Annotated in this window: 12 protein-coding genes; 7 read left to right on the forward strand and 5 right to left on the reverse strand. The window is 41.3% G+C overall.

All coding sequences use genetic code 11. The annotated features are described in order from the left end of the window. Nucleotides 1-172: 172 nt before the first annotated feature. Together spoVB and NSU15_RS14870 are read left to right on the forward strand one after the other, a co-directional pair. Entirely contained in the window at nucleotides 173-1,723 is a 1,551-nt protein-coding gene (gene spoVB / locus NSU15_RS14865) for a stage V sporulation protein B (protein ID WP_339291114.1), read from the forward strand. 363 nt (nucleotides 1,724-2,086) lie between these two features. Continuing rightward, nucleotides 2,087-2,320 carry an aldo/keto reductase gene (locus NSU15_RS14870; RefSeq protein ID WP_339291354.1) on the forward strand — a complete coding sequence of 78 codons (234 nt, stop codon included), beginning with the start codon at nucleotides 2,087-2,089 and terminating at the stop codon, nucleotides 2,318-2,320. Here NSU15_RS14870 and shc read toward each other — a convergent pair. Then, nucleotides 2,317-4,221: a squalene--hopene cyclase gene (shc, locus tag NSU15_RS14875; RefSeq protein ID WP_339291116.1), complete on the reverse strand. Its 1,905-nt coding sequence runs from the start codon at nucleotides 4,219-4,221 to the stop codon at nucleotides 2,317-2,319. The two genes, NSU15_RS14870 and shc, sit on opposite strands and share 4 nt — an antisense overlap. 126 nt (nucleotides 4,222-4,347) lie before the next feature. After that, a complete protein-coding gene (locus tag NSU15_RS14880) occupies nucleotides 4,348-4,794 on the reverse strand; it encodes an OsmC family protein (RefSeq protein ID WP_076118600.1) in 447 nt (148 codons plus the stop codon). A gap of 224 nt (nucleotides 4,795-5,018) precedes the next feature. On the opposite strand from NSU15_RS14880, the gene NSU15_RS14885 reads away from it, so the two are divergent. From NSU15_RS14885 to NSU15_RS14905, 5 genes are all read left to right on the forward strand, one after another. After that, complete coding sequence (locus NSU15_RS14885; protein ID WP_170880272.1) at nucleotides 5,019-5,663, forward strand: SUMF1/EgtB/PvdO family nonheme iron enzyme; 645 nt, start codon at nucleotides 5,019-5,021, stop codon at nucleotides 5,661-5,663. A 586-nt stretch (nucleotides 5,664-6,249) separates the two neighbouring features. Next, the gene (locus NSU15_RS14890) at nucleotides 6,250-6,633 is read left to right on the forward strand and encodes a hypothetical protein (protein WP_052404285.1); all 384 of its coding nucleotides are present in this window, start codon (nucleotides 6,250-6,252) and stop codon (nucleotides 6,631-6,633) included. Beyond that, entirely contained in the window at nucleotides 6,620-7,105 is a 486-nt protein-coding gene (locus NSU15_RS14895; protein ID WP_076118606.1) for a nitroreductase, read from the forward strand. Before NSU15_RS14890 ends, NSU15_RS14895 begins: the two co-directional genes overlap by 14 nt. 11 nt (nucleotides 7,106-7,116) lie before the next feature. Then, a complete protein-coding gene (locus tag NSU15_RS14900; RefSeq protein WP_076118608.1) occupies nucleotides 7,117-8,856 on the forward strand; it encodes an ABC transporter ATP-binding protein in 1,740 nt (579 codons plus the stop codon). After that, on the forward strand, nucleotides 8,843-10,696 hold the full coding sequence (locus tag NSU15_RS14905; protein ID WP_081389800.1) for an ABC transporter ATP-binding protein: 1,854 nt from the start codon (nucleotides 8,843-8,845) through the stop codon (nucleotides 10,694-10,696). The genes NSU15_RS14900 and NSU15_RS14905 overlap by 14 nt, the downstream gene beginning before the upstream one ends. A 79-nt stretch (nucleotides 10,697-10,775) precedes the next feature. Here the strand turns inward: NSU15_RS14905 and NSU15_RS14910 are convergent, their stop codons facing one another. The 3 genes from NSU15_RS14910 to NSU15_RS14920 all read right to left on the reverse strand — a co-directional run bounded on the left by NSU15_RS14910 (nucleotide 10,776) and on the right by NSU15_RS14920 (nucleotide 13,942). After that, on the reverse strand, nucleotides 10,776-11,321 hold the full coding sequence (locus NSU15_RS14910) for a TetR/AcrR family transcriptional regulator (protein ID WP_076118610.1): 546 nt from the start codon (nucleotides 11,319-11,321) through the stop codon (nucleotides 10,776-10,778). A 597-nt stretch (nucleotides 11,322-11,918) separates the two neighbouring features. Beyond that, nucleotides 11,919-12,464 (reverse strand): hypothetical protein, encoded by a 546-nt coding sequence (locus NSU15_RS14915; RefSeq protein WP_076118613.1) that lies wholly within the window; start codon nucleotides 12,462-12,464, stop codon nucleotides 11,919-11,921. 341 nt (nucleotides 12,465-12,805) lie between these two features. Continuing rightward, the gene (locus NSU15_RS14920; RefSeq protein ID WP_339291120.1) at nucleotides 12,806-13,942 is read right to left on the reverse strand and encodes a glycosyltransferase 61 family protein; all 1,137 of its coding nucleotides are present in this window, start codon (nucleotides 13,940-13,942) and stop codon (nucleotides 12,806-12,808) included. Nucleotides 13,943-14,116: the final 174 nt, after the last annotated feature.

The raw sequence follows: 14,116 nt of genomic DNA on the forward strand, positions 1-14,116 counted from the left end.
AAGTCCTCGGATTCTAACATTTAAGAAAATTGCTCGGTACATCGACAATGATATGCTTGGTGGTTTACTTTTAAAATACTTTACAATACTTGTCTGCATGTGCTTGAGTTTGTTCGAATAAGTTAGAAGGTAGGACAGGACAAACCATAGGTGGAGATGCATATAAATGGGGATGCGTAAACAAAGCTTTGTTCGTGGCACGTTCATTTTAACTGTGTCGTCATTTTTTACAAAAGGGCTTGGATTTTTGAACGGAGTCTTACTGGCACGTTTTTTGGGAGCAGAGGGAGTAGGGCTGCTTATGATTGCTCATCCGCTGCTTCCTTTATTTATTACACTCACAGAGCTGGGGCTTCCAGTTGCGATTTCAAAGCTTGTGTCGGAAGCCGAGGTTAAGCAGGATGAAGCGCGTGTAAAGCGAATTCTCAAAGTATCCTTAAGTATTACGGGGACGTTGAGTATTATATTAACTTTAGTAGCTCTATTTGGCTCCAAGTGGATCGCTTCAGTTTTTTTGGCTGATCAGCGGGCGTATTATGCTATGGTCGCTATTACGCCAATCATTCCAATTATTGCGATGTCAGCTGTATTGAAAGGTTATTTTCGTGGAAAACAGAACATGAATCCGCTTGCCTTTTCCGATATCATTGAGAATTTGGCGCAAATCATTGTCATTATCGGTGTTGTTAACGTTTTGTTGCCTTATGGTATTGCCTATGCAGCTGCGGGTGCTATGGCGGCATCCGTTATTGGCGAAGGATTTGGTTTACTCTACTTGTTTGCTCTTTTCAAATGGGCAAATCGAGGAAAGATCAAAACTTCTCCACCTCCTACGTCAAGTATTTCACTTAAAGGAGATAGTACGTTGAGAGATTTGCTGCGCATCGGTTTGCCGATGACAGGTAGCGGTTTTATTCATTCCCTCTATCATGCATTTCTCCCACTGCTGATTACGAAAAGCCTAGTACTGTTTGGTGTGAGTGTTGAGATGGCGACCAAGCAATTTGGTCTTCTGGCGGGTTATGCGCTCCCCATGTTGTTTCTTCCCAGCTTCTTCACACAATCCTTGTCAACTGCACTAATTCCGGCGATCAGCGAAGCAAGTGTGAGTAATAATAGCAAGCTTTTGCATAATCGGATGGATATCGCTATGCGCTCAGCACTTATTGTAGGACTCCCATGTACAATCATTTTGTACTTATGGGCTGTACCATTAACTACTATGATCTATCATTCTCCAGAAGCAGGCGAGCTGTTAAGGCTGATTGCACCCATATTTTTTCTTTATTATTTTGGAGCACCATTGCAAGCAATTCTGCTTGGTTTAGGGAAGGCTTCAACCGTTATGTGGAATCATATTCTTACCAATATATTTGAAGTGATTACGATCTTTATTCTCGGTTCTAATATTGGCATCGAAGGGGTTGCTATGGGGTTCGGACTAGGGTTGTTACTGCTGACTTTATTGAATTTTTTATCTGTAGCGGGATCGATCGGATTTTATTTTGACTTTCGCATTGTATTCAAGGTGGGCGCGGGAGGAATTGTCATGACGATTTGCGGGATGACGGCTCACGGAATTCTGGAACGATTGGACCTGGGGCAGATCATTGAGCTGTCCGGAGCGTTGCTCGTTTCGTTGATCACCTACGCAGCAACATTGCAGTTAACCCATGCTTGGGAAAGGGCTCCGAAACCGCCAAAGATTACACCTGTTTCTTGAATGGAACCTTTTCAATTTTTGTAAATCGAGCAATGCTGCTAGTTAAGACGTTAGAGTAATTGGTACACCAGTGATTATTAAAGATGACCATATCCGCCGGATGAAGGTAGTGGTGGATAGTGAGGTGTTTTACTGTATTTTGTACAGTAATAAATGTTCAAACCCGTTGCGCATTGAAAATAGCTGTATTTCATGCATCTATTCTCATGAGTTACTGTCCATAAAGTGATTTATCTCGATTTAATTGTATAGAATACAGTTAAAGTTCGATTTATCCTCTAGCCATATGAAATAGTTGTACAGAATGCAATTACTTCCAAGCTTCAACTAAAATCCTACGCTAAAAATATACGAAGTAGAGAAATCGGTAATTACGTATCACAGCTTGCTTTGGCTTGGATGTTATCGAAAGGAGAAGATATCATGCCTTTGGTTGGGGCTAGACGGGTAACTCAGCTTAAAGAATCCATGAAATCGCTGGAGGTTAAGCTGAGTGATCATGATATTAAAAGTATTGAAGAAGCAATACCAGAACATGCGATTGCTGGTGGAAGTTTCCCTGAGATCCATTTTAAAAATGGAGTCATAGCTCATTAATAAACCTTAAAGGCTATACCATATTTCTTTCTATAATGACTCAATGTGAGTAACGGCCAGATATACTGATAGCTATGATAATTAGAATAAAAATTGCCGGGGAGACCTGCACCTGTCGGATACGAACTCTTCCAATCGACTTGGTTAATTGAAGTGATAAGCCGTAGCATTCCTTTTTCCATCTCAGAGGTTGGTTCCGGATGAACAGCGATAAGGGCATCAAGCGCCCATGCGGTTTGAGAAGGTGTACTCTCACCCAGAGGTACGTAACGCAACAACCGATCACTTTGACATGATTCGCCCCAGCCTCCATCGGAGTTCTGGATACTTAGGAGCCACTTCACTCCTTTTTGCATAGTATCATGTTCAAGAGGCAGGCCAACTGCTTGCAGTCCTGTTAATGCAGCCCAGGTTCCATAAATGTAACAAACTCCCCATCTTCCATACCATGAACCATCTTTCTCCTGATGTTGGATTAGCCATTTCATCCCTCGCTCGATGAAATCGTTCCGCGTATCAAGTCCGGCAAAGTTCCCGAGATACTCCAAGGTACGCCCGGTTAAATCTGCCTCCGAGGGATCGATGGCAGCAGATTTGGCACCATCGATAGCAAGCCATGTGAGCATTTCTTTATTGGTGTTTTTTTCGAATGCCGGCCAGCCGCCGTCTTTATTCTGCATCGATAAGACCCAATTCAGTCCGCGATTCCATGACTCTAGATAGGAGCGCTGACTTGTCGATAAACTTCGAATGGCCCGTAAAGCAGCAGTCGTATCATCCACATCCGGATTAATTGTATTAGATTCTGAAAATCCCCATCCCCCGGGAGCCGTATCCGGATTATGAATACTCCAATCAGCCGTTTTATTCTGCTGTCTGGTCAGCAGATACGAAGTAGCTCGTTTAATCGCAAGATGATGATCGGGAACTTGTGCCTCCTGCAAAGCATAGGTGATTAGAGCCGTATCCCATATCGTAGACGGTGAGTTTTGAATGGTTGTTTTACTTTCAGAACGGCATTGCATCGCAGTAAGCCCATCAATGGCTTTCGTAATTATAGGATGCTGCTGATCATAATCTAGAGCCAGCAGTGCAAAAATCATAAGAATTGTACTGGTTCCGTAGCTGTACAGGGTTCCGTCGGATTCAATTCGCTGGAGCATAAACTGTTCTGCTTTGGTTCGGGCAACTTCATGAATGTAACGAGGACTTCCAAGAATTCTGTCTAGGCCAGAGTGCATAACCCTTTGCAGTTCTTGATATCCACGGGAAGTAGATTCATTTATTTCAATACGTGTGTCTATGAGATCAGATAGATCCGGACCATTAGCTGTTGGGATCGAGAAACGTTGATCAGCCATAATGAGCATAGGCGTGAGATGCACTCTTGAGTAGCCAGAGAACTCAAAGTAGTTAATAGGAAAGTAGGACGGGAATAATAGCACCTCTAATGGGATCGAAGAAATCGCTAAAGGCCATTTGCTCTGACCAGTCACGGCAAGAATGACTTTAGTCAATATACTGGTGACTTTTCCAATTCCACCTTTGGATAGGATATAACGCTTAGCCCGCTGTATCGGCTCATCTGTCACCTTACTATACCCAGAGTAGAGAAGGGCGTAGTAGGCTTCAACTGAGGTAGATAAGTTTCCGGCTTCTTCATCTCTATACAATTGCCAGAATCCAGCGGGCTGCTGCTCAGCAAGAATGCGATCATGTAGCGCTCGTATGAGGGCTTCATTCTGTACGTTCAATATCCGAAAGAGGATGATGACATACGCATCGATAACGATTCCATTCTCAAAACAAAAATGCCACGATCCGTCTTCCTTCTGTTGATCAATCAGGAATGCTGCTAAACGTTCGATCTCATTATCTACTGTGCTTAGTATAGAATTCATTCCTTAGGTACCTCCGAAGTCCTTCATTTTTAGTATTATATGATGGAATGGAGAGTGAAATGAAAAAGGACTGAAAAGTTGCTTTATGCAACCTTACAGTCCTTGATACTAAAAATATATAATTATTTAGTTCTCGATAATAATTCGATTCAGCTTAAGATTCACTGGGGCAGCAATCGTGTCACCCACAGGGCATTTGCTTTCTAAAAATTGTACAAAAGCTTCGACCTTCTCAGCAGGTGATGGAGTCTTTATGTAGAAAGTATAACGAATATCGGAATAACCGGGACGGACTTCTGAACGGTTGAAAAATCCATCGAGGTCCAGATCACCCTCAACATCTACTCTAAAATCTTCAAGCTCTACTTCAAATTTAGAGGCATACACTCGAGCAACAATAGATTGGCAAGCGCCCAAAGAAGCAAGCAAAGCTTCTACAGGATTCATTCCTGTATCCGTACCCCCAAGGCTTTGTGGTTCGTCGATGATCAGCTCGAATTGTCTTGCTTTAGTAATGACCTTAACTCCATCTTGTAAATGGGCAGTAGCTTTGAAAGTTTGAACGTTTGGCATGTGTTTACACTCCTTCTTCTGGACAACTAAGTATGATGTGAATATAATTTGATTAATTCATAGTAATTTTCTAGGAATTGTATAGATTATAGTTCTATTCCTGATCCTCTGTCAATACTTGATTAGTATAATTTGGATTTTTGCATTCCAATAGGTTGAGATCTTTAAATAACAGGGAGGTGGATAAAGTGTCAAATGAACTTGAGCGCTATTTGGCCTATCCTATGGTAAAAATTCCGGCAGGAGAAGTAGAATTAAGAGACGATAGAAAGAAAAGCAAATGGAAAGTTAAATTAAATCCGTTTCTTCTTGATCGATATCCTGTAACAGTGGATCTCTACAATGCTATAACTAATAAAGAATCTAAATCACCAGAGGAAAATCTCAAGCCCATGGTGGGTATTTCTTGGCATGATGCTATTTCCTTTTGTAATCTTCTATCCCAGAAGTCTGGATTGAAAGAAGTCTATTCTATAAGTAAAGATAGTGAACTCATTATTTGTGTTGGGGAAGCAGATGGTTTTCGACTCCCTTCTGAGGCGGAGTGGCAATATGCATGTAAAGCAGGGACTACCGGTTATCAATACGGAGAGCTAGATAAGATTGCTTGGTACAATGAAAATTCAGATGGCGAACTACATACAGTAGGGACGAAGGAACCGAATGCATGGGGGCTTTATGATATGTTAGGAAATGTTTGGGAGTGGTGCTGGGATTTATATGATGAACAAGTGTATGGCTCCTATCGAATTTTTCGAGGAGGCAGTTGGGCTGAAGAGGCCAGAGGTTGCGGAGCTACCTGTCGGCGTCGCAGCCACCCTACATTTAGTGTGGATGATCTTGGATTTCGTCTTGCTCGATCTTTATAGAACAATTCGTTTCCACATGAATTCTAGTACTTTATGCTGAACAGGTTGGGATCAAAGATTTTATTTTAGTAGGAGGTGCTTCTGGAATTAAAAAGTTTGTAGCTATCTCCGCAGTAATTATTACTCTGCTCATTATTGGAATATACGCAGCACTTCAGTATAAATATAATACGCTTGAGAATAACTTGAGAGAATATTTGATAACAGTAGAAGGGTACTCTGAATCTGATTTACTGAGTGTAAAAGCTAAACTGAGCTCTATGCCAAAATTCCCTGTTTATGTTAGATTTGCTAATGACCCAGATACAGATTATATTTTCACAGACAGAGATGCATCAGATTGGAAGCAACTAGATCCTAAGGAGCCGCAAAGATTAAAGAAGGTTAATCATTAGTTGATATCTAGCAAATAAACCTGGATCAGAAAAATAACTGGCATTTCGTTAAGTTGACCGCACAATGTGCGGTTTTTTCTTTGTGGACCTATCCAATGGAACTGATAACTTGACAGATCTTACTCTTGCGTATACATTTGTATACATAACCGTAACGTATACATATGTATACAAACTGAAGGGGAGTAAATATGCGTGATGGACATTTCGGAAAACGCGGTCATAGAGAACATGGAGAACACAAAGACCGCGGAGAGCATAGAGATCGCGAGCATATGAGCAGACATGGGATGGATTCTATGGATGGTCCCCCAAAAAGCGCTCAAACTTTTCGTCGCGGCAGAGCTTTAGCATTTTTGGAGAAGCTTAATGTGAATCGAGCCACTTTACAACGGCAGCTTCAAACACCGGAGCTGGATTCGATTAAGCAAGTCATTAGCGGTGAATTGAAGGCAACGGAAGCGATCATTGAAGAGTTTATCCATATTTTTCAGATTCATGAAGTAACGCCGGAAGATAAGACTGTTGGCGAAATTAAAAAAGAGGAGAATGATCAAAAAAATGAAAACCATTGATCTTATTAAAACCCGTAGAAGTATTAAGCAATTTAAGGCGGATTCAATTCATGAGGATGATTTATTGAATTGGCTGGAAGCAGCTAGTTATGCTCCAAACCATCGGATGAACGAACCTTGGGAACTCCTATTTATCGGGCCTGAAACTAGAGCTAAATTAAAGCATAAGACGAATTTTGGAAGCGCTCCTGTCGTTCTTGCTATCTTATCTAAACCTGGTGCAACCGCGTTTGAACGTGACGAGAATGTTATGGCTGCCGCATGTTTCGCACAGAACTTCTTATTAGCTGCACATGAAGTGGGGGTTGGAGCATATTGGGCTTCTTTAGGTGCTTTGCCTCATAATCGTGAAATTCTAGGTGTCCCGCAAGATTACGATGTGATTGGAGTATTTGGTATTGGATATCCGGAGGAAGTTCCAAATGCTAAGCCAAGAACACCGATGAAATCAAAAATCACATATTTATCTTAAAAGGTGATGGAATGTGGAAACTTAAGAGTTACTTAAGGCCATATTGGGTGTGGTCTGTGTTAGCACCACTTATGATGATGCTCGAAGTGTTTATGGATTTGCTTCAGCCTACACTAATGGCGAGTATTGTGGATCATGGGATTATGACGAAAGATTTATCACATATTTATTCGACAGGATTGACCATGCTTGGAGTGGCATTTGTCGGTCTAATTGGTGGGGTGGGCTGCACCATTTTTTCGAGCATCGCCTCACAAAATTTCGGGAATGATTTACGGATTAACCTGTTTGAGCATATTCAGAAATTCTCAAACAAGAATCTGGACCAATTGAAGACGGGCTCGTTGATTACTCGTTTAACAAACGATGTGGTGCAGCTACAAACCTTTGTTCAGATGATTTTGCGGAATATTCGATCACCATTGCTATTAATCGGCAGCTTAGTGATGGCCATCCGGATTAGTCCTTCGTTGACTCTCATCCTTGTCGTTGCCGTACCCCTGTTGGTTGTAATATTGTATGGGTTAATTCGGCTTTCTTTTCCTCTGTTTGAGAAAATGCAGGTCAAATTAGACGGCGTCAACACAGTATTGCAGGAAAACTTATCGGGTATTCGTGTAGTTAAGGCCTTCGTCCGTGCTAAGCATGAACAGAAAAGGTTTAATACAGCCAACAAGGATTACACAGAAACAGCGATAAAAGCGGTACGACTAATGTCGTTGAATATGCCGCTTATGATGCTTGTGCTCAATGCCAGTATTGTAGCTGTTCTTTGGTTTGGTGGGCTGCAGAGCTGGAACGGATCGCTGCCAGTCGGTCAGTTGATCGCCTTCATTAACTATATCACCCAATTGTTGATGTCTATGCTGATGTTGAGCAATATGCTCACCTTCTTCTCACGTGCAAAGGTCTCAGCAGATCGTGAGAATGAAGTGTTTTCCACCATTAGTGAGATTACAGAAGCTTCCGAAGCTAAAAAAGATACCATAACTAACGGTCGAATTGTATTTGATAATGTTTCATTTGCCTATGATACTACGGATGAGAATCTTGTATTAGACGGCATTAATTTTTCTGCCGAGCCAGGTGAAACCGTAGCCATACTTGGAGCCACTGGTGCTGGTAAATCGACCTTGGTCAGTCTTATTCCAAGACTTTACGAAGTGTCCTCGGGCTCTATTACAATTGATGGTTCTGACACGCGGCAGATTTCTTTAAAGCATTTACGCCGCAAGATCGGTTATGTTATGCAGCAGGCTATTCTGTTCAGTGGAACAATCCGGGATAATATCCGATATGGAAGACCAGAGGCTACAGATGAAGAAGTGGAACAAGCAGCAATAGCTGCAGAAGCTCACCATTTTATATTAGAACTTCCAGAGGGTTATGATACAGTGCTTGGCCAACGAGGCATCAACTTGTCTGGAGGGCAGAAGCAGCGGCTTTCGATTGCAAGAGCACTATTAATTCAGCCTACAATTCTCATCATGGATGACAGTACGAGCGCGCTCGATGCGGCGACAGAGTCGCGGATTCGGCAAATGTTAAAAAAACGACTGAGCAATAGTACGAATATTTTGATTGCTCAGCGTGTCACATCTGTGATTGATGCGGATCGCATTTTGATTCTAGAAAACGGTCGAATCGCAGTACAAGGTACACATGATGGACTTCTGAGCAATAGTGAAATTTACCGAGACATCTGGAAATCACAGATGAAGGGTGAGGAGGTTCCTTATGTCAAAGCATGATAACGGCATGAACACTCCTCCGATCCATAGATCAGGCGGATTTGGTCCAGGAATAGGACCAGGATCTGGCCCCGGACGCGGCGCTGCTGTACCAATTGTGCGTGCCAAAAATCAAGCCAGCACACTTAAACGTATCTGGACTTACTTGAATCGTCAGCGGTTTGGGTTAATTATTGTATATGTATTTACGATATTAAATGCACTACTTTCATTGATAGGACCCTATCTCATTGGTAAGGCAATTGATACTGCGGTTATTCCACATGATTATCAGGGCCTTATTCGGTTTTGTGTACTCCTTATTGGTATTTATGGTCTAAGTAGTGTAGTTGCATGGGTGCAAGCATACGTCATGACATCAGTTTCGCAAAATACCGTATTTGAGCTGCGTCGTGATCTGTTCAGTAAGTATCAGCAGTTACCCATTAAATTTTTTGATACACGGGCTAACGGAGAATTGATGAGCCGAGCAACGAACGATATAGAGAGCGTATCCAGCACACTCAATCAGAGTGTAACTCAATTGTTAAACAGTTTGATAACGCTAAGCGGTTCACTCGTTATTATGTTAATGTTGAACGTTCCGTTAACCGTAGTTTCATTAATTACGATCCCGCTCGTTTTATTGGCTAGTCGTAAAATCATAGGGTTAAGCCGAACTTATTTTAGAAATCAGCAGCGGCATTTAGGTGAACTGGGCGGGTTTATCGAAGAAACCATCAGCGGACAAAAGGTGGTTAAACAATATAGCAGGGAAGAGGCAGAAGTTAAACGATTCCGTAAAATCAGCGGAGAGCTGAATAAGGTTAGTATCAAGGCACAAATCGTATCTGGTTTAGTTGGGCCTGTGATGAACATGATAAACAACCTTGGATTTGCGATCATTGCCGGGGTTGGTGGATGGATGGCATTCCATAACATGGCTACAGTAGGCATAATCGTTAGCTTCCTGACCTATTCCAAACAGTTCGGTCGACCCATTTCTGATCTTGCTAATCAGTACAATTTAATTCAATCTGCAATCGCCGGTGCGGAGCGTGTATTTGAGGTTTTGGAGATGCCATCCGAATATGAAGATGAGCAGAGTGAAGATCTTCCACGGTTAAAAGGGGAGGTTGTGTTCCGGGACGTTTCTTTTGCTTATAAACCGGATTCCCCGATTCTGTCTGGAGTTACGTTTGAAGCAAAACCTGGAGAGAAAATTGCGCTCGTTGGCCCAACAGGAGCAGGTAAAACAACCATTGTTAACCTGCTGATCCGTTTCTATGATTTGAGTGGCGGCTCCATACGGATTGATGATCGCGACATCCGTGAGCTTGATAAAAATGCACTTCGTAGTCAACTTGGGATGGTGTTGCAAGATGCGCATGTATTCTCTGGAACGATTAGGGAAAACATTCGGTTTGGTCGGCTCGATGCAACTGATCAAGAAATTGAACAAGCGGCGCGGCTAGCCAATGCGGATGCATTTATCAAAAGATTGCCGCATGGCTATGAGACTCTCCTCAATGCGGAAGGCAGTAATCTGAGCCATGGACAGCGTCAACTGTTAACGATCGCTCGCGCAATTCTAGCTGATCCAGCTATTCTAATCCTAGACGAAGCAACTAGCAGTGTGGATACACGAACGGAAATGCATATTCAACAGGCGATGAAGAATTTGATGAAGGGTCGAACAAGCTTTGTAATAGCCCACAGGCTTAGTACGATCCAGGATGCTAATCGTATTCTCGTGATCCAGGATGGAGGAATTGCTGAGCAAGGAAATCATGAGGAGCTTCTTGCGATGCAAGGTGCCTATTACGAGTTATACAATACTCAGTTCAAGAGAGTGATTTAAAGGAATATATAATGAGCAACGATTCATTCATTTATGGAGAATCGCTGCTCTTTTTTATATCTGTACCGTACTGTCAAAGCTATAAATTTCGCTCTAACAATGTTCCAAGCTGTTCAGCCAAGACTTGATGTGTCACAGGCTTCTCATTCTTGAACCACCATTCCACTACACCTGCATAAGCCGATGCAACAAAATTAATAATAATCTCCTCATTTAATCCCTGATTTATCCCTTCCGTTACATTTACTTCATGTCGAAACTCATTTTGAAGAAAAGTTAAGAAGCGATTCCGGAAATAAGGGGCGCCTTTACTCGCCAGCATCATAGAGAAAAAAGAATAATGATGATCGAAGTATTCCGTCCATTTCAACGTAGCTTCGATAAAATCTAATTCCGCTGCAGATTCGCAAAGTACTCTAAGAACTTCTATATGTTCCTCGATAAGCTTATCTAACAAATCATATTTATCCAGATAATGAAGATAAATGGTTCCTCGGCTTACATTAGCCTTGTCAGAGAGTTCCTGTATGGTAATCTCGTCAAAATTCTTCTCGGACATCAGTTCTATAACAGCCCTCTTAAGTGCTTCTTGTGATTTGAGAATCCTTCTATCCACTTTAGGCACGTGAATTTTCACCTTACTTTCTATAATTAATGAACATTTCTATAGAACCTGTTCAGTATTGAACAGAACGTGCACATCGTAAAATTGAATGTCATCTATAACTGTTTATAATAATAGACTATAATTCATTAATGAATCAACATACATTATCGAAAGGGTGTTTTCATATCATGTCCAAAATCCGAGATAAAGTTGTAATTACGGTGTAGCGATCAATGAAATGATTATACGTCCAACCATTCAAGTAGGATAAAAAGGAATCTTTATGGATAGACCCTATATTATTTCCCATATGCTAAGTATGCAGTTGCCGTGGATTCTTTTGGAGAATTAGGATGGACCCAAAATTATATTTCAGAGGGAAGTAACAGTTCGTTGAAGTGCTTACGGAGGAGGTATCTGACGCTTATCTAGCTCATCTGAAGAAATTAGGAATATCTTATATTTTTGGAGGAATAGAAAGATTGGATTTTGCTGTAGTGGTAGAAAAGCTGAAACACTTATTTTTAATCGACGAGTTAGTGCTAGAGGGTGGGGGTGTTCTTAAATGGCGCCTTTCTGAATGAAGACTTAATTGATGAATCGAGCCTGGTCTTCCTATTTATTTTCATTAACTACTTGTTGGGCAATGCTAAGGATCGTATCCTCATCCAAACTGTTAAATTTTAAAGTGATTGAACCTTTTGAAGCATTGAATGCTAAAAACGTATAATTACTATTTTTTATTTTTTGTACCTGATTTCCGCTAACATCAATAATATCAGCATCGTTCAAATCAACTTTTCTATTGGTATAGGTTATTTCAATGAGTGTTTCTCCTTGAAAAGGTCCGTAGATGATTTCTCTTTCATTGGACGCTTTTTGTTCCTTTGTTAACATCTCCAGCTTCCCTTTGTTTTTTGTATATGTGACTAAAACTTCTTGATTATCTCCAATGAAGTTGCCTTCTTTGTCTTTTGGAGGAAATTTATGCTGTATATAACTAACTTCATATCCATCTAGTGTAGGGATACTAAATGATGATGCTAAAGCACTCACTTGCGCCTGTGCTTTAGCTATTTCATCGTTGGAACCATCCTTTTGACATCCTGATATTAAAAATATAATTGCAGCAATAAAAAATATATATCCAAATTTGTTCATGAAATCACCTCTAATGATTTGAATTAAATACTAATGGGCAATATTAATAGTCCGTAGATATACTTCAGTTACATTCCTCTCAATCCTCTGAATATCCCTAAATATGGAATAATTGAATATACGCTGTGAAAGTGAATTTGTTGCACTAAACTCCTTCTTAGTTCAATGAGAAAATGCTGAACAATGAAGCTTGGTGTTCGTGTCCGTCATAGAGATGTTAGAATTCGCCCATGTCTAAGAACGCCAGAGTAAATCGTCTTCTGACGGTCTCGTATAACTAATACACATATTTGGTCGTTAATTTGATTAAACATAGCTAGTAAATAAGAAATTACATAGTCTTAAGCCTTCAACCCTGCTAAATGTAAAGTCTGTTTCAGACGATCTATATCCACATAAATATCTTCAAATCCCGGAAAACGAATAGCAGGATCTGGCCAGCCTTGACCATACATCATGTAATAATCGAGAGTGTTATGGTTGCTGATCATCCAATACGTTGGAACGACATGCCGATCATGAAAAATTTCAATTACTTGAGTTCCGCTTTGACAAAAAGCCAAATTTGCCAGTCCAGCCCCATGTGCACCCAAGATTACTTTTGCCGAAGCGAATAACTGGATTTGCTGTGCAACCGTCCAATCCTCTAGATAAATGGTTTGAATACTGTATTCCTCAAGGCAACGAGTAACTTCCATTTCATTGATCAAGCGCCTAGTGCTGGCTTTGTTTCGAGAAATATAAATACGCTCAGGAGTGGCGAGTGTTATATCCCTATGTGGCAGGAAAAATTTACGTAGTGTATCCGTAGCCCATGTAGGGTAGTGGGAATTCATCATCAAAGAAGGGACAAGCAGCTGATCAGCTTCATAATAGGCTTCTGGATTTGTCCGGATTACTAACGACTCTGATATGCCTAACATTGCCCAAGTTTGACCTACAAATGACCCGTAAGGGTTTGGATTCATGATGATAGAGGTATACGGAATTCCACTTGTTTTGAGCATCGCCAGCCGAGGGAGCACATCATACATCCAGTGGAAATAGTTATGGCTTCCACAAAACGTCAACACGGCCGAGGTCCCTTTTATTTGTTGAAGCTTCGGATTATTCCACTGGTGGAACACAGGGTGTTCCTCTGCTTCTAGCATTCTATTTTGCACAGCATCATATTCCTGTGATAGATCAAAGATTAGCTTTCCTTCCGAAGATAGAACAGCACCAGATTCACCCCACACCCTCCCACTAGAGATGGTAGCTACGTAGCCGCCAAAAGGCTGTAAGGAATAAGGCGTTAGAACAGGATGGATGTTTGTTTCAATACTTTTAGGAGCAGTGAAGTCGGTCGCCTGACCGAAATCAAACGGAACAACATGTCCAGCTTCATGGACCATTCCACTTTGTTCCCATTCTGTTGTAAGTTCCAAGATATTTCGGTAATATCCATGGGGCGTTTCCCCGTTCATAGAAAAACTCATCGGCTCACCTCTTTTGACCAAGTAGAACTCCAAAAACATCATTAAGCTATTCTATGGAACAAAAAAACTTTAGGACACCATTCTTTCTGAAAAGGGCGAGTGAACGGGGCTTAAGGCAGTTAGTTTCATAAAGGGCTTGACTTGGAGTGAACTCCAAGTGAAATAATAGCAGAT

Source organism: Paenibacillus sp. FSL E2-0201 (assembly GCF_037963325.1).
GTDB lineage: Bacteria > Bacillota > Bacilli > Paenibacillales > Paenibacillaceae > Paenibacillus_AQ.